The organism is Parvularcula lutaonensis (assembly GCF_014651915.1).
Classification (GTDB): Bacteria; Pseudomonadota; Alphaproteobacteria; order Caulobacterales; family Parvularculaceae; genus Parvularcula; species Parvularcula lutaonensis.
In genome coordinates this window covers 274,122-295,585 of sequence record NZ_BMXU01000001.1, presented here as the reverse complement: position 1 = coordinate 295,585, position 21,464 = coordinate 274,122, and the positions used below count along the sequence as shown (strand labels likewise).

The following is a 21,464-nucleotide window of genomic DNA, read 5'->3' as shown; positions in this document are numbered from 1 at the left end:
CGCGTGCAGCGGTGAACGGGACGGTTGTGCGACGATTTGGAGCAATTGCTGCGCCGCACACCTCCCATTTGGTTGTTTCTGCGATTCAGTCGCGAGAAAGCTCGAAAGTCGCCGTCAGGTCCGCTTCGGACGACCCACCGACAAACACATCGAACGCGCCTGGCTCGACCCGGTAATCACCGCGCGGACCGTAGAAGCCGAGCTCCTCGTCGGTCAGGGTGAAGCTGACACGGCGCGCCTCGCCCGGCTTCAGGCTGACTTTCTCGAAGCCTTTGAGCTCTCTCACAGGCCGGGCAATGCTGGCGACGCGATCCCGGATGTAGAGCTGGACGACTTCTTCTCCCTCGACGTCCCCGGTGTTTCGCACCCGAACGGACACTTCGACCTGATCGCCACGGTTTCGCACGCGAAGACGCGAATAGTCGAACTCGGTGTAGCTGAGGCCATGGCCGAACGGATAGAGCGGGTCGTTGCTCTCGTCGATGTAGTGCTGCCAGAACACGACGTCCCTGGGTCCGGGGCGCCCGGTGTTGAGGTGGTTGTAGTAGATCGGGATCTGCCCGACCGATCGCGGGAAGGTCATGGGAAGCTTGCCGCTCGGGTTGTAGGCGCCGGTCAGGACGTTGGTCAGAGCGTGCCCACCCTCGTGGCCGAGATGCCACGCCTGCACGATCGCCGGAACATTTTCGTCCGCCCAGGTGAGGATAAGCGGGCGCCCGCTCATCACGACGAGGATCGTGTTCGGGTTGGCCGCGTGAACGGCCTCCAGCAGCTCCTGCTGTACGCCCGGAAATCCGAGATCGGCCCTGCTCCGCCCTTCGCCGGACTGGAGCGCGTCCTCGCCGAGGACGATGACAACCTTGTCCGCAGACTGAGCAGCCTCCACCGCTTCGGCGAACCCGGAGCGGTCGTCGAGATTGACCTCGACCTCGGTCGCGAAGCCGGCATCGCCGGTTTCGACGGCCGCACCCTCGGCATAGGTGAAATCGATACCGGCAGCTTCAAACCCTTCCATGAGCGAGACTGCGGAGCCCTTCTCGGCCTGACCACGCCAGTTGCCGAGGGGGCTGTCCTTGTCCGCTGCCAGAGCGCCGATCAGGGCGATCGATTCGCCTTCCTTCAGGGGGAGCAAGGACCCCTCATTCTTGAGAAGGACCACCGAGCGCTCGGCCATCTTCAGAGAAGCTTCACGATGTTCGTCCGTGAACAGAAGGCTAGCCTCGCGACCCTCGTCGATATAACGATAAGGGTCATCGAAAAGACCGAGCTCGTATTTGACCGTCAGGACACGGCGGACAGCATCATCAACCAGCTCCTCGTCGATCTTTCCCGCCTCGACGAGATCTTTGAGATGATCGCGGTAGACATACGACTCCATGTCCATGTCCGATCCGGCCTTCATGGCGAGGAATGCAGCGTCTTCGCGGTCTGCGGCAACGCCGTGGTCGATCATTTCCACGGCCGAACCCCAGTCCGAAATAACGAAGCCGTCAAAATCCCATTTGCCTTTCAAAACATCGCGTTGGAGCCATTCGTCAGCCGTCGCCGGAATGCCGTTCAAAGTGTTGAAGGCATTCATCACTGTACGGACATTAGCGTCATCGATAGCGGCCTTGAACGGCGGGAAGACGACGTTCCAGAGTGTCACCGTGCCGATATCGGCAGCATTGTAGTCCTTGCCTGCCTCTGCGAAGCCGTAGGCCGCGAAGTGCTTGGCCGTGGCTGCAATCGTCAGCGGGTCGGAGAGATCCTCGCCCTGGAAGCCGCGAACCCTTGCAACCGCGATTTTAGAGCCGAGATAGGGGTCTTCGCCAGCCCCCTCCATGACCCGGCCCCAGCGCGGATCGCGTGAGATGTCGACCATCGGGGCAAAGGTCCAATTGAGGCCCTGCGCTGCCGCTTCACGCGCGGCGATGCGCGCGCTGAGCTCGATCATCTCGAGGTCCCAGCTCGCAGCTTCTGCGAGGGGAATCGGGAAAGCCGTCTTGTGACCGTGGATAACATCGTAGGCGAAGATCATCGGGATACCGAGCCGCGAATTCTCGACAGCATAGTCCTGGATCTTCCGTACACGCTCCGCACCGATGACATTCAGCATGGACCCGACCATGCCGGTCTCGACGTGCTCGAACTTCTCGCGCGCGACATCGCCGGTCGGCGCAGGGCCCGTGACGTCCCAGGCCTCGCTGTACTGGGTCAGCTGGCCGACTTTCTCTTCGAGGGTCATCTGCTGGAGCAAAGCCTCTGCCTTCTCGGCTGCGGTATCCTGGGCCAAGGCTCCGGCAAGCAGGCTGCTGGAAAGAAGTGCCGTCCCTGCGGCGAGAATAGCTTTCATGAGGCTTCCTCGAACTTTGTCGTTCTCAAACTGCCGCCCTCGACCCAGCCGCCATCATGGCGAGCCGGCCGGCTCGCAAGCACTCGTATTGTTGCGAACGGCACCACCGTTTCAACTACCGTCTGCGCATATTGCGGTGAAGCGCCCTGCTCACGCGACGAACGGGATGTTGCAGCGCAACGAAGTCAGCCGCCAGTCAGCTCGCGGATCACCTTGCGGTAGCTGCGGCTCGCCCGGACCTTGATTCCAGTGTCGAGGGTGATCATCGCCTCCCCTTTGGCCAGCAGCCGGGCTTCACGGACATGGCCCCGCGCGATGATCGTCGAGCGATGGATCCGCACGAAACGATCATCGGGCAACTGCTTCTCGAGCGCGGAGATGGTCGTTCGCATCGCAAACTCCTTGTCCGCGGTGTGGACAAGCGAGTAATCGCCAGCGGCCTCGATCCAAGTCACCTCTTCATAAGGGATAAAATGAACCCTTCCGCCATCGCGGACCTTGATGGTTTCGCCCTGTTCGAGGGCCGAGGACTCCGCTGGCACCTCCGGCTGGACCGAAGCAATGAGCCGGTGCATGCGCTGTGCTTTTTCCACCGCCTTGTTCACGCGGTCTTGCTCCAGCGGCTTCACAAGATAGTCGATCGCGTCGATGTCGAAAGCCTCGAGCGCGTATTCCGGATGGGCCGTGGCGAAGACGAGCAGCGGTTTCGGCTCGACCGAGATCTGCGACCATGCCTCGACCCCGCTGCTGCCCGGCATTTCGATATCGAAGACGGCCAGATCGATGCCGCCGCGGTTGATCCGCTCGATCGCCGCATCAACCGACTGGCAAGCCTCATCAATCTCGACGTCGCCCGTTGCGCGAAGAAGATCGCATAGCAGCTCGAGTGCTGGCGGCTCGTCATCGCAGACAACGGTACGAAGTGTCATGCTCAGCCCAAGAACAATTGGTTGCGCAGATTTGCCATCCGCTGTGGAGGGGTCTTACCATGTCGGCACGTCGCTTACAGACGTGGAGTTGAAGGGGCATATGACCAGCATCGAGCAGCGAACGCAAATGTGGCTGTCCTCCGACAACAGGCGTTACTGGACGCTACAAATCGCAGGCTGGCTGGCCCTGACGATGTTGAGCTATCTCAGTCTGACGCTCTGGTACAACCCCGGCCAATGGGATTACGCGCTCCACACCCTGGTGCAATCGGTGCTCGGCCTCATCGTCAGCCACCCTCTCCGCTATGTTTCGAGGTGGGCCTGGAACGCTCCGATCTTCGTACGGATCGCCATCGTGACCGCTGCAGTGATCGCAGCCTCTGTCATCTGGACAGCCCTCCGTCTCCTGACTTTCGGATGGCTCACAGGCGAATGGGTCAGCCCGGTCGACTATGGCGGTTGGCTCTTCGCCTCGGTCATTGTCTTCGGCAGCTGGGTCTTCTGTTACCATGCCGCGAAGTATTACCGGCAGTCCCTCGAGCAGAAAGACCGGATCGCGGCGGTAGAACGTGCCGCGCTGCAGGCCACGGCACGCGCCCACGAGGAAAGCGTCAAACGCCTCACCGCTGAGAGCCTCTACCAGGAGGCCCGGCTCCGAATGCTGAAGTACCAGCTCAACCCGCACTTCCTCTTCAACGCCCTGAACTCGGTGAGCGGGCTGGTCCGCAAGGGCGAAGCCGAGGGCGCAACATCGATGCTGGCCCGAATTGCCGAGTTCCTGCGCGCCACCCTCGAACACGACGACGAACTCGAACACACCCTCGACCAGGAAATCGATCTCCTCGGCCTTTATCTCAGCATAGAGAAAATCCGATTCCGCGACCGGCTGCAGACCGAATTCGACGTCCAACCCGAAGCCATCAAGGCCACGGTGCCGAGCTTCCTCCTCCAGCCGCTTTTCGAGAATGCGATGAAATATGCGGTCGGCCGGAGCCTAAGCCCTTCCACCCTCACGCTTGCCGCATGGCTCGACGAGGGACGGCTTGAAATCCGGGTTCGCGACAGCGGCAGCGACGAAGAAAGACGGCAAGAACGCAACGCGCCCTCTTCCACGGGAATCGGCCTGCGCAATGTCGAACAGAGACTGCGGTCGGCCTTCCAAGACGATTTCCGGTTGGAGCTTGTACCGCTCGAGCCGAGAGGGCTTGAGGTGCAGATTTCGGTGCCCGCCATCGGGATTGATGGTCGGCCCCTGAGCCCCGTCGCCGGAACGAAACGGAGGGAACCCGCGCCCACCGCTTGAGCCCACGGTGAGCTCCCGGCAGTTCCGGAGTCACCGCGGGAAGGCTTACAGCCTTTTGGGAGGCCTCGGGAAGAAGCCGCTCGTTCGCTTCTTGTAGCTCTCGTACTCAGGATACTTCCGAACCATCGCGCGCTCGAGCAGCGCCTTCCCGGACACCGCGTAAAGGAAGAAAATCATCAGTGCCGGGCTCAGTACCGTCACGAAGCCCCATTGGCTCTCGAGGGCTATCAGCGTCAGGCCGGTCCAGACCGCTGCGTCGCCGAAATAGTTCGGATGCCGCGTCCATGCCCAAAGCCCTTCGGTCATCAATCGGCCCTTGTTTTCAGGCTTCGACTTGAAGGCGCGGAGCTGCGCATCGCCCACTGTCTCGAACAGGAACCCGACGGCGAACACCGCGATGCCGAGCCATGCAAGGACGCCGAGCGGCTCGCTTCCCCAAAGCAGGAACGGCGATACCCCGAACTGGCCAACCTGTGTGGGCAGGGAGACGAAGAAGGAGATCAGGCACTGCAACCAGAACACCCTCACGAGACTGATCATTCTGAACGGTCCGTCGCCGCCTGCCTTCTTCCGCATGGCCACATAGCGGTAGTCCTCCCCGTGACCGATGTTCCGCCGGGCAAGATAGAAGCCGAGGCGCAGTCCCCATAGCGCCACAAGAAAGGTCAGGATGAGCGCTCTTGGCTCATAGCCGTCGGTCCGCACCCAAGTGAGGAATGCCGGAAGGGCGCAGGCCGGTCCCCAGAGGATATCGACAATGCTGGCATTCCGGATTGCAATGCTCAGTACCCAGACGACTGTGAAGATCCCGAGCATGATGGCGAGGTTGGAGAGAATGATGCCGCTCATGGGACCTCAGGCCATCGCTCGTTGCTGGCGGATCTCGTCATGTGATGCCCAGACGACATGGGTCCCGCTGGAAATCCTGTGAGGGAGAATGACCCGCGCCACGGGACCCGCCGCAATATCGCGGGCGTCAACGATGATGCACTCGGAGCGATCCTCATTCGTGTCGGTCACGAAAGACACGATATAGCCATCGTCCTCCCGTTCACCACCGACACGCGGTGCGAAGGGTGCCTCGCTGCCGACCCTGCCTTCACCGAAAGACAGCGACGTGGTCTCTCCGGTTTCGAGGTCGTGCTTCTTCAAGCCCGCAAAAAGGAACATGCCCGGCACGGCGGTTGCGCTGTATACGTAACGGTTGGGCCGGCAGGCATAATGCTGGTTGATCGTTCCGAACTCGACCAGTTCGTCGTGCAGCCTCTCCTCCCGGACGCCTCCGGTATCGAGATTGAGGCGCCAGCGATGAAGCTTCGGCTTGAAGGAGTGGTAGTCGATGTTCGCGAGCAGCTTTCCGAAGCGCGGGTCGATGCCCGGCATCCGGATCGGCGCGGGGTCTGGGTCCTCCTGAAAATAGCCGTCTATGACGATCTCGTTCCCCTCCTCCCAAGCATTCGTCCAGTGCAGGACGTAGGTCGGAGCCGCTTCGAACCGGCGGATCTCGTTCTCTGATCCGTAGCGCGGAACGACAGCGAAACGCGTCGGCAGGTCCTCGTGATAGGCCGCCGAGTGGATGCCCGCCTCGAGAAGCTCTTCCTTCCAGAACAGCGGCAGGTCGATCAGGATGGAATAATTCTCCGTAAACGCCATATCGTGTGGCAGGCGTGGTCCCGGCAGGGGGATCGGCGTCATGTGCCTGAGCTTCCGGTCAGGCCCCACCACACCATAATGCATGTAGGGAGCTTTCTTGCCGTAGTTGAAAAACAGGAGCTCGCCAGTCCTCGGATCGACTTTCGGGTGGGCCGAAATGCCCTCCGGCGGCACCCAGGCCGCGCGCCCATGATCCTCAAGCGTATACGGATCGAGGCGATAGCCTTCCCCGCACATGTAAAAGGTCGACAGGGCCTCCCCGCCGAAGACCACGACATCCGTGGACGATGAATCCTTCATCCGGCCACGCGCACCCCACCCTTCACGTTCGGACTTGCTTGGATTCCCGGCAATCCCCGTCCAGAGGGCGCGGCCTGCTTCCTGCTCGGCGCGGAAACCTTCCGTTCGCACGAAGCGGTTGCGATAGCTTGCCCTTCCGCCCTCGAACGACATCATGTGCAGCATTCCGTCGCCATCGAAGGGATGATAGACGCCGATGGCCTCGTGAAGCGGATTCTCGGTGTTGCGAATATAGACACCGCTGAGGTCCTTCGGGATTTCCCCGATCACCTCAAGCTCGTCCGCGTCAACCTCCTCCGTACACGGCGTCCATGCACCGTTGAGGTAAGGGTGTGCAGACGGCCGGATCCCCGACTGGAAGCGGTTGACGATGTTGATGCTCATCCTGTCCTCCCGGGCGGTGCCTTTCGCGGCGCTCTTTCCTCGACCGAAGCCTATGGAGCGGGGTAGAAAGCAGCAAGAATTAAGTCAGCCCATCAGGCATAGCTTGTGTTGGTGGTGATGCCGGGCCTACCCTCGCAAGCAAGGGTGAGGACGCGTCCCCATCCATGCGGAGGAAGCGCTATAATGGCTGGACCGGTCTATATTCTTGGCGGTGCGCAAACCGATTTTGCACGCAACTGGACGCGCGAAGGCTCCGAGCTGTTTGACCTTTTCCAATCCTGCCTGCTGGATGCGCTCGACGGCACCCGGATCGACGCTGACGAGGTCGAGGTGGGCCATGTGGGCAACTTCGTCGCCGAACTTTTCACCGGACAGGGGATGCTCGGTGGTTTCTTTGCCCACGCTGATCCGGGTTTTGCCGGGATGCCTGCCTCGCGGCACGAAGGCGCCTGCGCATCGGGATCCCTCGCCCTCATGGCCGCGATGGCCGATATCGAGAGCGGCCGGTATGATCTTGCCTGTGTCGTCGGCATCGAACTGATGCGCAATGTGGCAGGCCATCTGGCTGCGGACCATCTGGGCGCTGCGGCTTGGCGCGGGAAGGAAGCGCAGGGCGCGACCTATGTCTGGCCAGCGATGTTCTCGGACCTCGCGGAGGAATATGATCGGCGATACGGGCTCGACTATCGTCACCTGATGGGCATCGCCGAGATCAACTTCGCAAACGCCAAGAGAAATCCTCTCGCCCAGACAAGGGGCTGGGGCTTCACGTCGCAAAGCTTCACCGCCGATGACGAGGCGAACCCCGTCATCGAGGGCTGGATGCGCAGGCAGGACTGCGCGCAAGTCACCGACGGCGCTGCCGTTCTTTTTCTCGCTTCACCAGAGCGCGCCAAAGCTTATTGCGACCAGCACGGATTGTCTCTTGAGAATCTGCCGCGGATCGACGGCTGGGGTCATACCACTGCGCCTATGATGCTGGAGCAGAAGCTCAAGGATAGCGCTGGGAGCCCTTACGTCTTCCCATGGGTCCGCAAGGCCATCACCGATGCCTATGACCGCGCTGGCCTTCAGGGACCAGACGATCTTGATCTCATCGAGACCCATGACTGCTTCACCATCACTGAATATATGGCGATCGAGCATTTCGGCCTGACCTTACCCGGCGAGGGCTGGAAGGCCGTCGAGGATGGCAGGATTGCGTTCGGAGGCAGCCTGCCTGTGAACCCGTCAGGCGGCCTCATAGGCCTTGGCCACCCGGTCGGTGCAACCGGTGTGCGGATGGTCCTCGACGCTTCGAGACAAGTCAGCGGTCAGGCTGGCGACTATCAGGTCGAAGGCGCCCGGCGCGCAGCGACTTACAACGTCGGCGGATCGGGAACGACAAACTGCTGCTTCATCGTTGCTGCTGGATAGGTCCGGGCCTACCGGTCCTCGATGGCGAAAGCCTCCGGATGCTGACGGAGCACGCGCTGCTGCCAGGCATCCGAAGCAGCGGCTTCGACGCAGGCCACGATACACCCGCCAAAGCCGCCGCCAGTCAGGCGTGCCCCGGCCGCGCCCTCAGCCAAGGCAGTCGCCACAAGCGCGTCGATGGCCGGAAGGGACATCTCGAAATCATCCCGCATCGACGCGTGACTTTCGTTCATCAACCGGCCCAATCTCGCAGCGTCTCCCTTCCTGAGAGCCTCGGCGGCCAAACCCACGCGCCGATGCTCCGTGATGCAGTGCCGTACACGACGGCGAACACTATCAGGAAGGCTCGCCTTTTCGATCTCGGCCAGGTCAAGAGTGCAAAGATTATCCGTTCCCAACACTTCCTTGGCGACGTCGCACTCCTCCTTCCGCGCTCGGTATCGGCCATCGGCCAGCTCCCGGTGCACGCCGGAGTGAAGGGCTATGAAGTCGTATCCATCCGGAAGCGGAATGGTCTCGAACTCGAGTGTAACCGTATCAAGGAACAGCGCCTCGCCAGGCCGTACGATTGCCACTGCCATCTGGTCCATGATCCCGCAGGGCATCCCGATGAACTCGTTCTCGACACGCCGGGCGAGCTTCGCGATCTCGACATCGGTGACGCCGACTTGGGATAGAGAACGCAGGGCCTTGAGGACAGCGACACACAGCGCGGCGGAGCTGGACAGCCCCGCCCCATCGCTGAGATCGGACGTAATCGCGAGCCGGGCTCCGCCGGAAAACCAGCCGAGGTCCTTTGCGAGCCTGATCGCGTAGAACGCATACCGTGCCCAACCCTCCCGCATCTCGCCTTCGAGCCGCGCGGTGACCATATCCGGAAACCGGTCCGAAGCGATCGACGCAACCGGTTCCTCCGTGAGCTGAATCCCCACGGTCACACCACGGCTGATCGGGAAAGGCAGGACAGCACCGCCGTTGTAATCGATATGCTCACCGATGAGGTTCACCCTGCCCGGCGCTCGGGCAACAGCCTCCGGCTCTGCTCCGAACCGTTTACGGAAGAGTTCCTCGATCGTCATTGCGCCCTCAACGTTCTGGCGGCCTCTTCGGGCATCACATCGACAGTGAAGACCCCCGTTCCCTGCTCGACCGAAGCGAGGAATTTCACCCGCCCCGGTGCCCGCAAGATCGGATAGAACTGCGCGGTGAAGTGGAAGGTCTGCTCGCATCCCTTCGGCGCGGCGTGAAGCGTCAGCATGTAGGCAGTGTCCCTGCCGAAGAAGCGGTCATACCGCCTCGTGACCTCGCCGAGGAGATGGGCGAAGCCATCGGACTCCTCCTCGCTGAAGTCCCACGGACCGGGCACGCGCCGCCTTGGCGTGAGCCAGACTTCGAAGGGAAAGCGGGCAAAGGGCGGACAGAATGCCGAAACGCCCCCTGCCTCATCGACACTATACTCAGACCACTGCGGAAGAAGTCTCTCGAGCGAGAAGCCGTCGTCGAAAGCGCTCGCCATCTGTCTCTGGACCTGTGGGACCTCTCCGAAGCCATAGATCTGACCGTGGGGATGATGGAGCGTGACGCCCACTTCCTCTCCCCTGCTCTCGAACGGCATCACAAAGGCACAGCCCTGCTGGAAAAGCGCTTCATACCGATCGTTCCATGCTGAAAGGAGCAGTCTCCGGCGCTCTTGGCCCACCGTGTAAAGACTGCCTGTCTGTTCCGGGGTGTAGACGACGACCTCGCACGCCCCGACAGCCGGCTGGCTGGACACGCCAGGGATCTCCGGCGGATCCGGTGCTTCGGGGTGAAGGCTCGTGAACTTGTTGCCGAAGACCGCGACTTCGAAGGTCTCGAAAGGTATCTCGGTCACGGCGCCGCCGGGTTTGCTCGGGGCGAGCGGGTCCTCGGCAGAGCTTGGCTTGAAGGTCCGATTCTGCCGGTGCGCGGCGTAGACGTTCCATTCGCGGCGGAACGGATGCCAGCGCAGCTCCCCGCCCTTCGCCACCGGATCATTCCCTTCAGGAAGAGAGACTCCGTCGGGCTTGGCGAAGCCGTAGAGGAACAACGATCTTCCATCGGGCTTGCGATGATGCCGGCGAAAGACTGCCTTCTCGCCAACCTGTCCGATCCTGGTGACAGCGTTCATCTCTCGGCCGCTCCCTCTTGATTATCCGCCTGCAGATGAAAGACAAGGCACACATCTGGATGCGTCACGGGCAATTGCATCCCATGGGTCATCAGCGCCCGTCCCGAAAAGACTGATCCGCCCGCTTGCAGGCCTGCAGTTTCGATGATCGAAGGTACCGTCGCGCTGACAAGGCCAGCTGGCCAAACCAGCCTCACCCTATAACGATACTCATCCGCGAGCCCGGCAAACCGCAACCGGCTCGGATGGGTCGCTACCTGGCTGTCCAGCTTGGCGCAGGAAACAAGCGCTTCCAGCCTGTCGCAGGAAACGACCGAGAGAGCATTATAGGTGGAAGGGGTTTCAAGCCGATGGAACACGCCGTCATGCAGCAGCAGCCGGTGCTCCTTGTAAAGAGCAACACCTTTCTTCAGGATCTCGAGGTCCTCTTCGCTCTCTTCGGAAAGATCGACCTCCATGCCCATATGGCCGAAGATGGCGCTGGCAACCCGCAAACGCATATCCAGGGCGCGGCCCGTGATGTGGCAGACCTTCGGCCCGACATGGCTGCCCAGGACTTTGAGCGGGAAGAAATAGCTCGCCCCGCGCTGGATGGCCTGTCTTTCCCGCGCATCATTGTTGTCTGACGACCATACACGATCAGTATACCTCAAAATACCGAAGTCTGCCCTGCCCCCGCCAGAAGAACAGGTCTCGATCTCCAACTCGGGATACGCCTTTCGCAGTCTTGCGAGGAGGCTATAGAGGTCCCTCGTCTGCTGATGGGCGACGGCTCGCCCTCCATCCGTTCCCGGATGATGAAGGTCGCGGTTCATGTCCCACTTGATATACGCGACACCATAGTTCTCCACGATGGAAGAAATTGCACCGAAGAGATAGTCGCAGACCTCGGCCTTGGTCAGGTCGAGGGCGAGCTGGTTCCGCTCCGGGACCTGGTCCACGCCGCTGGCGTGCAGGACCCAATCCGGGTGCTGACGGTAAAGATCGCTATCTGGGTTGACCATCTCCGGCTCGAACCAGATCCCGAATTCCATTCCAAGCTCACGCACGCGATCGGCCAACCGGTGCAACCCGCGGGGATAGACTTCGCTCGCCACCGTCCAGTCCCCAAGCCCCGCGCGGTCATTCCGCCGGGCACCGAACCAGCCATCATCCAGCACGAAGCGTTCGGCCCCCACCGCTGCGGCTTTCTCGGCAAGCGCGAGAAGCTTCTCTTCGTTGTGGTCGAAGTAGACCGCCTCCCAAGTGTTGAAATGCACCGGGCGCGGACGGGCCTTGGTCCGCCGGTCGAGAACCACCCGGTCAACATGGCGGTGGAACCGCTGGGACAACCCGTTGAGTCCCGCGTCCGAACAAGATGCGAGAAGCTGCGGTGACTCGTAGGACTCGCCCGGCTTCAGTGTCATTTCGCCGGGCAGGAAAAGCTCGCCCATCTGCACCGAAGCCCTACCATCGGAATGCTGATCGACACGCAGCCTGCTGTTCCCGCTCCATGCCAGGTGAAAGCCCTTGCAGCGCCCCCCTTGCTCACCCGCGCCGGGTTCGAGGGCGATGATACCGGGAAAGCAGTCATGGCTCGTCCGGCCCGCACGGTTCTCGCGGAGATAGCTGCCGGTGAAGCGTTCGATACGCTCGGTCTGGAACTCGTTCGCCCAGCGACCAGTGAAGCCCATGAGGCGAGTCATCGACTGTTCGATGGGAAGCACACAAACCGCGCTCCAATCGACGGTAAGCTTGGTATCGCCTTCATTCGTCACCGTGCAGCGGATTGCAAGGACATCGCTTTCCTCATGAAGAACGATGTCATGGACCGCGCTGATCGAGGTGGCCTCGTCAAGCGTCCGGATGCGCAGCTCCCGCGGCGAGACCTGCACGACTTCCGACGTCCTGAAGACGCTGGCCCAAGCCTCGCTCGCCCTATGGGCCAGAAAACCGGAGGGGCTGCCGAGCGCGGCGCCGAGCTCGTTCATCAAGGAAGGCTGGAGGTCCACATTCGGACCGCCGAACACCCATTGCCGCGTTCCAAGCAGGTCGAGTTCCGACGGCTCGACACCCGGCATCGCCGCGCCCCAATGAATGATCCGCGGGCGCTCGCCCTTCGTCGCCAACAGGCTGAACTGCGTGGTTTCGGAGGCGAGCGTGAAGTAGGACGCTTCGGTCATGGCATCTTCTCATGGCAATCGTCGCCGTCGGGTCTCAAGACGAGAGGCAGCCGATTCTCTCCTATACGCAGTTGAAAAACGAAAATAGGGTCCTGACGATCAGGTGCCGATCCGAGAGCGCCGACGGAGGATACATTGCAAGAGCAGGGCTTGGCACTCGATCCGATACAGATCGGCGTTTTTTTCGGGCTGACCGCCCTTATCGGCCTTTTGACCTGGTGGCAGTGCAGCGGCGGCAGGGCGCGGGGTTCTGCGATCGAGGAGAATTCCGCCCATGACTACTTCCTCGCAGGCAACGGCCTTCCCTGGTTCTTCGTCGCCGGGTCGATCACGCTGACCAATCTCTCGACCGACCAACTCGTCGGAATGAACGGTAACCAGATGTTGCTGCTGGCCTGGTGGGAGCTTGCGGCTGTCGCAGGGCTCTTCATCCTCGCCTTCGTTTTCATACCGGTCTACTACCGGAACAACTGCACAACGACGACAGAACTGCTGGAGCGGCGCTACAACAATCCCCACATCCGTGCACTGATCTCCATCATCTTCATGCTGGGCTCTGCTTTGATCTTCCTGCCTGCTGCGCTTTATGGCGGGTCGCTTTTCATGAAGACGATGTTCAACACCGATGTGCCGCTGATGCTCATCGCGCTCTTCTTCGCAGTCGTGGGCGCGGCTTATGCGATCCTCGGTGGCCTCCGGGCCGTGGCCGTTTCGGATACGTTCAGCGGCATCGGATTGCTGAGCCTTGCACTCGTCGTCGTTTACCTGGCGCTCAAGGCCGTTGACTTCGACATCGTGACAGGCGTCCCGGTCGAGCGGCTTTCGATGGTCGGCGGGCCAGATTCGCCCATTCCCTGGCCGACGCTCCTCACGGGAATGATCCTCATTCAGGTCTATTACTGGTCGACCAACCAGACGATCACCCAGCGGGCGATGGCGGCACCGAGCATCAGGGAAGCACAGAAAGGCATCATGGCCGCGGCGGCGATCCGCCTGCTGATCGTACCTGTGATCGTGGTCGTGCCCGGTGTCGTTGCCTTCAAGCTCTATGGCGACATCAACGACGCCGCGTTCGGGACGCTCGTCGGCGATATCCTCCCGCCCTATCTTTCAGGTGCCTTCGCAGCCATGATGGCCGCCGCGGTCCTGACGACATTCAACTCGCTGCTCAATTCCGTGGCGGCGCTCTATGTGGTCGATATCCACCAGCGCTACATCAACCCGGACGTGAACGTGCCGCGTGTTTCAACCATTTTCTCGCTTGTCATGACGGTCGCGGCGCTCGCTCTCGTCCCCGTTTATCAGAATGCGGAAAGCCTCATCAATCTGCTGCAGGAACTCTACGGCCTCGGCTCGATGCCGGTGCTCTCCGCCTTCGCACTGGCGCTGCTCTTCAACAATGTCGACTACCGCGCGGCGATGGCCGGTGTCGTCTTCGGTGTCGGACTCTACGCTCTGTACACGTTCTGGCTGAACGATGCGGGGATCATCACGATGCACTACATCCATTTCATGGCGGTGACTTTCTTCTCGACAGTGGCTTTCGCCTTGGGCGTGAACCGGATCGTATTCGGCAAGTCCGCCTCGCTGCGCCTTGGCGAAAGCCGTGTCGCGCCCACACCGGCAGAATAGAACAGGCCGGTCGGGCACCATGGCCAGCCTCAACGAGTCACTTTCCGACCGAGACCCACGCATTGGTTGATGCATGGGCCTCCCGCGCGGCACCAGATGCCATCGGGGCGCCGGGAGCGCGGCCGCGCGGGAGCATGCTTCGGGGCTTGTCTCGAAGTCCTTGAAGGGAGATCTTTTGGCCATCGCTGGACGCGACGCCTGCCTCCGCGGCAAGCCGAGTTCCGCTGACAGGGCCCGCGCCGGCGGGCGGGTCACTCTTCGTCGAAGACTCCCGCGAAGCATTTCAGCGGTCGGAGTGTCTGTCCGCCGCGATCACCCCGTCGCTGATCACGATGCGGCGGCTGCAGCGCGCGGCGATCTGCTCGTCATGGGTCGAGATCAGAAAGCCCGTGCCGCTCTCGCGGTTGATGCGCTCCAGCAGGTCCATGACCTGCATGGCGTTTTGGCGGTCGAGGTTGCCGGTCGGCTCGTCGGCGAGGATGAGTTCGGGTTCGTTCATCAGCGCCCGCGCGATCGCCACCCGCTGCTTCTGCCCGCCCGAAAGCTGCGTGGCGCGAAAATCCGCCCGCTCCGACAGCCCCACCTGCGCGAGGAGCGTTGCCGCGCGTGCCCGCGCCTGCGCCCGCTCGCGCCCCGCGCGCACGGCCGAGGGGAACATCACGTTTTCAAGTGCGGTGAAGTCGGGCAGCAGGTGGTGGAACTGGAAGACAAAGCCAATATGGCGGTTGCGAAACTCGGTCAACGTGACGTCGTCGGCTCGGGTGAGATCCTCGCCCAGCATCGCCACCTCGCCCGAGGTGGGCCGCGACAGCGTGCCGAGGATGTTGAGAAGCGTGCTCTTGCCCGAGCCCGATGCCCCGATCAGCGCCACCATCTCGCCCCGGTCGATGGCAAAGCTCACGCCCTTCAGCACATGGGTGGCCGTGGCGCCCTCGCCATAAACCTTGTGCACCTCGCGCACCTCGAGAAGCAGCCCGCTCATTGCTGGATCGCCTCGACGGGATCGAGCCGCGCCGCCGCACGCGCGGGCAACAGCGCGGCCAGCGTCGCACCCAGCGTGGTCAGCCAGATGGCGAGCCCGATCGAGCCCTGCCCGAGATCGACCGGAAGCTGGCCGGTCTGCACCTCCTCGATTGGCGGGAAGGGCGACAGGGCCGCTGCCGCCAGAAGCGCCCCGGCGAGCCCGCCAGCCAGCCCGATCAGCGCGCCCTCCAGCACGAAGACATAGAGGATGAAGCGCCGGGTGGCGCCGAAGGCCCGCATGATGCCGATCTCGCCGCGCCGGCGGAAGGTGGTCAGCATCAGCGCCGAGGCGATGCCGATGACCACGGTGATCATGGCAAAGACCTTGAGGATCAGTCCGGTGTTGCCCTGCGCGCGCAGCGCCTCGAAAAGCTGGGCGTTGGTCTCGGTCCAGGGCGTCACGTCCAGCCCGGTGGAGGCGGCAATGCGCGCGGCCACCGCGGGCGCGGCATACAGGTCGTCAAGCTTCAGTTCGATCACCGAGACACGGCCCGGCCGCTCCAGCACCGCCTGCGCGGTGCTCATGGGCACGAAGGCGGCCGCCTCGTCGAGCTGGCCGAGGCCGAGGCGGAAGATGCCGCTTACCGTCAGTGTCACGCTGTTGCCGTTGTCGGCGCGGAAGGTGACCGCCCGGCCCACCGAAAGCCCCAGATCGCGCGCTAGCTTCTCGCCGATCAGCACCTCGCCTGCCGCAAGCGCCGCTGTGCCCGCCAACATGGCACGATCGAAGCGAATGATCGCGCTCTCGCGCCCCGGCTCCAGCCCGCTCAGCGTCACCGGCCGCGTGACCTCGCCCCGGATCAGCACACCGCTGCCCAGGAGCTTCGGCGCCACCACTTGCACTCCGGGAAAGGCGGCAAGTGTTGCCTCCCAGGCGCGCGGCGCCGCGAGTCCGAGGCTGGGGCTAGTCGAGGCCTGCCTTGCGGCGAGGACGTGGCGCCCCTGTACGGGCACGAGCACGGGGAGCGGCGGGTCCGGGGCCGCGACGGTGACATCGGCCTGATTGCCGAGCGTGCGCATGACCAGAAGCTCCGCCAGCCCGCCGATCAGCGCGCTCATGAAAATGAAGATGAACACCGCCGCGGCTACACCCGCGACCAGAAGCGCGGTCTGCCCCGGCGCGGACCCCAGATGCCGCCACGCCATCTTGGCCCCGTAGAGCATGGCTCAGCCCGCCCCGCCCGGCATCGGCGCGGTGCGCACCTCCTGCCCGTCGGCGAGGCCCTCGGGGTTCAGGATGACCATATCGCCCGCTGCCAGCCCGCCCGTGATCTCCACCCGCTCCGCCGGCCAGTCGATGATCTTGACCGGGGTTTTCACCGCCCGCCCGTCGCGCAGCACGAAGACCGCTGGCCCCTCGACGAGCGCCGAGCGCGGCACTGTCAGTGCCGCCGCGCTTTGTGCAACGGTGATGTTCACCACTGCCGTCAGGCCCACCTGCGCGTCCTCGGGCATCGTCTCGAAGGCGATACGCACCGGCACCGTTCCGGTGACGGCATCGGCTTCGGGCGCGACCCAGGCAACGCGTCCCCGTAGCGGTGCATCCCTCCCCGCAAGCTCGACAACCGCTCGCTGGCCGGGGCTGACGGCGGCGGCGAGAGCTTCATCCACCTCGACACTCACGCGCAGCTTGCCGAGATCGGCGAGCCGCAGGAGAAGCCGGCCGGGCTGGACCGTCTCACCCGGATCAACGGCGCGGCTCAGGACAGTGCCGGCAAAGGGGGCGCGAATGCTGTAGTCGGCCAGCGCAAGGCGCGCCTGTTCGACCGTGGCCGCAAGGCGCTCCTCCTCGGCACGGGCCTGAGCCAGCGCCTTCTCGGCGCGGTCGCGTTCGACCTTCGGCAGGACCGCACCCAGTTCCTCGGCGCGCCGGGCGTCGTCCTCTGCCTGCTGTCGGCGCAGGATCGCGGCATCCAACGCCGCCACCGCCTGCCGGAGTGCGGCGCGCGGTCTGCCGTCATCGAAGCGAACCAGCTCGGCGCTCTGGGCAACCTTTTGACCCTCCTCGGCGAGGACCGCGAGAACGGTGCCCGCCACGGGGCTGGTCAGATCCGCGGTGAGCGCGCTTTCGGTCCGGCCCGAGACGATCAGCACCCGCTCAGCCAGCGCCGGCACAAGAACCTCGACCGGCACGGCCGGCCCTCCACCGCCGCTGCGCATGAAGGCCACCCCCGCACCGGCGAGAATCACGACCAGCCCTATAAGCCACGGCCACCGGCGCGCCCGGCGTGCGGGCGTGTCCTCGCGCTCGGGCAGCGGCACCTGCGCGGTCTTCACCGCCGCGCCGGTGCCGACGATGCCGGGGGCAACGGATTTCCGGGTCGGCTCGGTCATGGCGTCCTGCTTGTTGTTGCGCTAGCCGAATGCGGTGCGAGGGGCGCGCTCGAAGTGGGTAGGTTGCGGCGCGGGCGCCGCGACGATCGGGCCGCGCGGTCAGTACCACCCCAGTCGGCGCATGGCCAGATCGGCCTCGTGATCGCGGCCATAGGCCACCACCGCGATTCTACGGATCCGCGCGGGCAGAAGGCGTCGAAGGGTATGCGCACGACGCGCCAGTCGGCGACAGCCTCGATCGGCGCCTGATAGAACTGCCACGGCAGGGTGCCCCGCGCGCGTGCAGATGGACATGGTAGGTCTGGCCGTTGCCGCGCACCTCAAGCTCAAGCCCACGACCCGGAAAACTCTACCGCCAGCTGGGGTCACGTCACCTGGCATCTCTTACTGCTCCAAAGTCTCCTGCTGGAAACATCCAGACGTAGCGACATAAGAGAGCGGCCCCTCTCCATACTCGGTCTACCAATCGGGCCAGTCGACCTTCCTCGGCTGATGGGTGTTGCGGTAAACCTCCCGCTGCTCTTCGATAGTCAGCACGCGCCCCAATCGGGATAATGATTTCTCCATGACCCAAGGCTCAAGAAGAAGACCGGGCGCTCGCTTCCCCTATCGACTTTCCTCCCGATACGGAGCGCCTTAGCCGCATAGCCGGTGCCGCAAGGTCTGATGCCTTTCAAGACCAGGATCCGAAGTGTCGGCAGCCACGCCGCGGGGACAGGGCCGCTTTCGCTGCCCAGGGTTGGACCAGGAAGCGCCGGTGCTCAGAGCAAACGCGATTTGCTCCTCGGTGTATCTTTTCCTCGGCATCTGATCCTGCATTCCAAGGTCCAAGATGCCCGAAAAAACTGCGATCCAACCGGATCAGAAACTGGGGGCAGACCCGTACAAATCTGGGGTCACCTCAGGTGGCCTGACCCCGTTCATGTGACATTGCTCCTTTGCTTTTCCGGCGCGACACCTCCAGAAAGTTACGATGGACGGGTCTGTCAGCATGGCGTCAGCCTGATCGGTGATATTAGGCTTGGAAGGATACTGGGCCTTGAGAACGCTCATCATTGAGGACAACCCGAAGTTTGCAGTCCTGTTGAAGGATGCCATCGGTCGGCGGGGAATCAGCGCGGAGATCGCCACAACCCTTGCCGAAGCCAGCACCATGCTCGAGACCTGCACGTATGAAGCCCTGATCCTGGACCTCGGAATGCCCGACGGGGATGGGGCCGAATGGATCAAAAGCTTGCCCGCAACACGCCCGCCCGTGCTGATGTTGACCGCGCGGAGCACCCTTCAGGATCGCGTCCTGGGTCTCGATGCCGGGGCGGATGACTATCTGGGCAAGCCTGCCGACCCCGACGAGATTGCCGCACGGTTACGCGCTCTGGCGCGCCGACCGGGAACCCGTCAGGAACCCAGGGTGGAACATGAGGATCTGGTGCTTGACCTCAACAGTCGGGAGGTCCTCTATCAGGGCACGCCGCTTTCCATAGGCATCAAGGAAGCGGACTTTCTCGAACCGCTACTGAAGCGTCCCGGTCGCGTTTGCAGCCGCAAACAATTGGAGGATCGGCTCTACGGGCTGGCCGAGCCGGTCACGCCCAATGCGCTCGAGGCTGTCGCGTCACGGCTCCGCCGACGGCTTCAGGCAGGCGGTGCGCCGCATCGCATACACACGGTGCGAGGCGTCGGCTACATGCTCACCGTGGAAGCGCCGTGAGACGCTCGATCCAACTGCAGCTGACCATTGGACTCCTGCTTGCAGGTCTGATCAGCGGCGTGGTGATGGCGGTCTTCGTGGCCCATCATTATGGCCTGTTGTCGGCTTCACCCCCTCCCCTCATGGTCGCTTGGCGGGAGATCTCCGATCACGTTATTGTCCCTATACTGATCTTTACAACGACATTCGGTCTCTGCGCCGCCATCGTGCTGAGGAGCGTCACCAACCACCTGCGCAAGGAAACAGAGAAGGCCACCGCCTCTGCCCAGCGCCTTGATGTCTATCTTCCCCAAGCCGATGGGTTGCCGAGCGAAATCGCTCCATTCGCCCAGTCCCTGTCCGACCTTTCGATCCGTCTGAAACGTCACGCGGAGCTTCAGGAGGAGTTCGCCCAAGACGCTGCCCATGAACTCAAGACCCCACTTGCGATCATGGAGCTGGAACTCGATCAGGTCGACGAGCCTTGGGGCAGCCGGATGAAAGCGAATATTCAATCCCTCGCGGGATTGATCGACCAGCTTCTTCTGCTCTCCCGCAGCCAGTCCGCCCAAGCTGCTGACACCGCGCAGTGGGTCGATCTGGGAGAGATCGCCGCGTCAGTTGTCGGCGATCTTGCGCCCTATGCCGTGCATCGCGGGAAGGATGTGGCGCTTCGGGATCTGGGTGCTGGGTCCATGACGGGTCTGGAAGAAGCGCTCTCCACCGCTATCCGTACGCTCACCATCAATGCCCTCGAGGCCACCCCCGAAGGCGGGAGCGTCACGATTGAAGCGGGCCCCGGAAGGCGTATTGTCATCTATGACGACGGCCCCGGCATTCCGCCGGACCGCTTGAGTAGCCTGCTTGCGCGCGGCAAGCGCATGGACGAGTCAACGAAAAGCGGCACCGGCCTGGGACTCGCCATCGCCAGCCGCATCGTCGAGGCCCACGGCGGCGAGATCCAGAGTGTCTTCCCCCAGCGATCAGCGATCGAAATCATCTTCTCCGGCTAGGGTGTGGCCCGTTGCCCCCGCCTGCGGGACGTCAGGATAAGGTCAGAATTCCATGCTAGGCGCGTCCTTTCCGAGGGAGCACTTCAAATGGCTGGTCTGTTCATAGTGCTGTCGCTGTCTATGGCCCTCGCGGCCTCGGGCGACACCGCATCCGGGACGTATAAGGTCATGATTTCCGAGCAGGCAGCCCGCGCCCACGGTGTGGCGACGGTCACTGCTGAACCCGCTGAACAGGCTCAGATCGAGGCCATCGGTATGGTGGACGCGGCCCCGGACGCGGTCGCGGCTGTAGCCACACCGTTCGCCGGAGTCGTCACCGAGCTTCTCACTGCCCCTGGGAAGCCGATCAAGACGGGCGAGCCAATCTTGGCCTTGGAGAGCAGCGCCTACCCCGCGGCTGTGGCTGAGCTGGAGGCCGCGACCCTCATGGCGGAACACCGCGCTTCGCTGGCAGAACGATCGGACAAACTCCTCAAGCTGGGCCTGGTCTCCCTCGCCCAAGCCGAAGAGGCGCACCACGATGCCGAGGAAGCGTCCCAACGGCGCGAAGCGCTTCGCCGCCAGCTTCGCCAGACAAAGCGAGGCTCCGGCGCACGGCAGGTCATTCTCTTGGCTCCCCATGCAGGCGTGGTCACGGCGTTCCCCTTCGTACCCGGTCAGGCCGTCGCCGCTGACGACGCCGTGGCCCTGATCGCGAAAAACAATCGTCGCCTGGTGAAGGTTCCGGTCCCAGCCTCGACACTGGCGGAGATCCCCATCGGAAGCGATGCCGAGTTGGGCGAGAACCTTTTGGTTGGCCACGTCGAAGCCGTCAGCCCTGTCGTCGGTGGCGAAACCCGTTCGCGTGAAGTCTGGATCAGCTTGCCCGAAGAAAGCTCGTCTCCCGTGGGCAGCCTCATCAAGGTTCGGATCGCCATTCCCGCGCCGGACGCTGCGATGAAGGTCCCCGCCCGCGCTGTGACCCGGATCGATGGCCGACCATCCATCTTCATCCGGTCCGACGACGGCTTCGATGTGAAGCCGGTCCACATCGTCGCGCGCAATGCAGACACCGTCGTCATTTCCGGCGACATACCCGCGGGCGCCCAGGTGGCCGCGTCAGGGACGGCCGCCCTCAAGAATCTGGCTGAGAGGTCCTGAG

16 protein-coding genes are annotated in these 21,464 nt (G+C 63.1%); 6 read left to right on the top strand and 10 right to left on the bottom strand.

Annotation, left to right across the window (positions count from 1 at the left end):
- Window positions 1-85: 85 nt before the first annotated feature.
- Window positions 86-2,335 (bottom strand): beta-glucosidase BglX, encoded by a 2,250-nt coding sequence (gene bglX, locus IE053_RS01330; RefSeq protein ID WP_189570714.1) that lies wholly within the window; start codon window positions 2,333-2,335, stop codon window positions 86-88.
- Window positions 2,336-2,520: 185 nt separating this feature from the next.
- Window positions 2,521-3,264, bottom strand: a complete 744-nt coding sequence (locus tag IE053_RS01325; RefSeq protein WP_189570712.1) for a LytR/AlgR family response regulator transcription factor — start codon at window positions 3,262-3,264, stop codon at window positions 2,521-2,523.
- Window positions 3,265-3,364: 100 nt separating this feature from the next.
- On the opposite strand from IE053_RS01325, the gene IE053_RS01320 reads away from it, so the two are divergent.
- Window positions 3,365-4,567 (top strand): sensor histidine kinase, encoded by a 1,203-nt coding sequence (locus tag IE053_RS01320; protein ID WP_189570710.1) that lies wholly within the window; start codon window positions 3,365-3,367, stop codon window positions 4,565-4,567.
- A gap of 45 nt (window positions 4,568-4,612) precedes the next feature.
- Here the strand turns inward: IE053_RS01320 and IE053_RS01315 are convergent, their stop codons facing one another.
- Entirely contained in the window at window positions 4,613-5,416 is an 804-nt protein-coding gene (locus tag IE053_RS01315; RefSeq protein WP_189570708.1) for a DUF1295 domain-containing protein, read from the bottom strand.
- 6 nt (window positions 5,417-5,422) lie between these two features.
- Window positions 5,423-6,904 (bottom strand): carotenoid oxygenase family protein, encoded by a 1,482-nt coding sequence (locus IE053_RS01310; RefSeq protein WP_189570706.1) that lies wholly within the window; start codon window positions 6,902-6,904, stop codon window positions 5,423-5,425.
- Between the two features lie 183 nt (window positions 6,905-7,087).
- Here IE053_RS01310 and IE053_RS01305 point away from each other — a divergent pair, with 183 nt between their 5' ends.
- Window positions 7,088-8,320, top strand: a complete 1,233-nt coding sequence (locus IE053_RS01305; RefSeq protein WP_189570705.1) for an acetyl-CoA acetyltransferase — start codon at window positions 7,088-7,090, stop codon at window positions 8,318-8,320.
- A gap of 8 nt (window positions 8,321-8,328) precedes the next feature.
- On the opposite strand, the gene galK is transcribed toward IE053_RS01305, so the two are convergent.
- Genes galK through IE053_RS01290 form a run of 3 tightly spaced genes read right to left on the bottom strand, consistent with a single transcriptional unit; the run spans window position 8,329 to window position 12,631 of the window.
- A complete protein-coding gene (galK, locus tag IE053_RS01300) occupies window positions 8,329-9,399 on the bottom strand; it encodes a galactokinase (RefSeq protein ID WP_189570703.1) in 1,071 nt (356 codons plus the stop codon).
- On the bottom strand, window positions 9,396-10,469 hold the full coding sequence (locus IE053_RS01295) for a galactose-1-phosphate uridylyltransferase (protein WP_189570701.1): 1,074 nt from the start codon (window positions 10,467-10,469) through the stop codon (window positions 9,396-9,398). The genes galK and IE053_RS01295 overlap by 4 nt, the downstream gene beginning before the upstream one ends.
- Window positions 10,466-12,631 (bottom strand): alpha-galactosidase, encoded by a 2,166-nt coding sequence (locus IE053_RS01290; protein ID WP_189570699.1) that lies wholly within the window; start codon window positions 12,629-12,631, stop codon window positions 10,466-10,468. Before IE053_RS01290 ends, IE053_RS01295 begins: the two co-directional genes overlap by 4 nt.
- A 150-nt stretch (window positions 12,632-12,781) precedes the next feature.
- Between IE053_RS01290 and IE053_RS01285 the strand changes: the two genes are divergently transcribed.
- Window positions 12,782-14,263 carry an SLC5 family protein gene (locus tag IE053_RS01285; RefSeq protein ID WP_189570697.1) on the top strand — a complete coding sequence of 494 codons (1,482 nt, stop codon included), beginning with the start codon at window positions 12,782-12,784 and terminating at the stop codon, window positions 14,261-14,263.
- Between the two features lie 283 nt (window positions 14,264-14,546).
- On the opposite strand, the gene IE053_RS01280 is transcribed toward IE053_RS01285, so the two are convergent.
- Genes IE053_RS01280 through IE053_RS01270 form a run of 3 tightly spaced genes read right to left on the bottom strand, consistent with a single transcriptional unit; the run spans window position 14,547 to window position 17,620 of the window.
- Window positions 14,547-15,245, bottom strand: a complete 699-nt coding sequence (locus tag IE053_RS01280; RefSeq protein ID WP_189570695.1) for an ABC transporter ATP-binding protein — start codon at window positions 15,243-15,245, stop codon at window positions 14,547-14,549.
- Window positions 15,242-16,450 carry an ABC transporter permease gene (locus tag IE053_RS01275; protein WP_189570693.1) on the bottom strand — a complete coding sequence of 403 codons (1,209 nt, stop codon included), beginning with the start codon at window positions 16,448-16,450 and terminating at the stop codon, window positions 15,242-15,244. The genes IE053_RS01280 and IE053_RS01275 overlap by 4 nt, the downstream gene beginning before the upstream one ends.
- 3 nt (window positions 16,451-16,453) lie before the next feature.
- On the bottom strand, window positions 16,454-17,620 hold the full coding sequence (locus IE053_RS01270) for an efflux RND transporter periplasmic adaptor subunit (RefSeq protein WP_189570691.1): 1,167 nt from the start codon (window positions 17,618-17,620) through the stop codon (window positions 16,454-16,456).
- A 1,039-nt stretch (window positions 17,621-18,659) separates the two neighbouring features.
- On the opposite strand from IE053_RS01270, the gene IE053_RS01265 reads away from it, so the two are divergent.
- The 3 genes from IE053_RS01265 to IE053_RS01255 all read left to right on the top strand — a co-directional run bounded on the left by IE053_RS01265 (window position 18,660) and on the right by IE053_RS01255 (window position 21,463).
- Window positions 18,660-19,331: a response regulator transcription factor gene (locus IE053_RS01265; RefSeq protein WP_189570689.1), complete on the top strand. Its 672-nt coding sequence runs from the start codon at window positions 18,660-18,662 to the stop codon at window positions 19,329-19,331.
- Window positions 19,328-20,323, top strand: coding sequence for a sensor histidine kinase (locus IE053_RS01260; RefSeq protein ID WP_189570687.1), 996 nt, complete (start codon window positions 19,328-19,330; stop codon window positions 20,321-20,323). The genes IE053_RS01265 and IE053_RS01260 overlap by 4 nt, the downstream gene beginning before the upstream one ends.
- Before the next feature lie 87 nt (window positions 20,324-20,410).
- The gene (locus IE053_RS01255) at window positions 20,411-21,463 is read left to right on the top strand and encodes an efflux RND transporter periplasmic adaptor subunit (protein WP_189570686.1); all 1,053 of its coding nucleotides are present in this window, start codon (window positions 20,411-20,413) and stop codon (window positions 21,461-21,463) included.
- Window position 21,464: the final 1 nt, after the last annotated feature.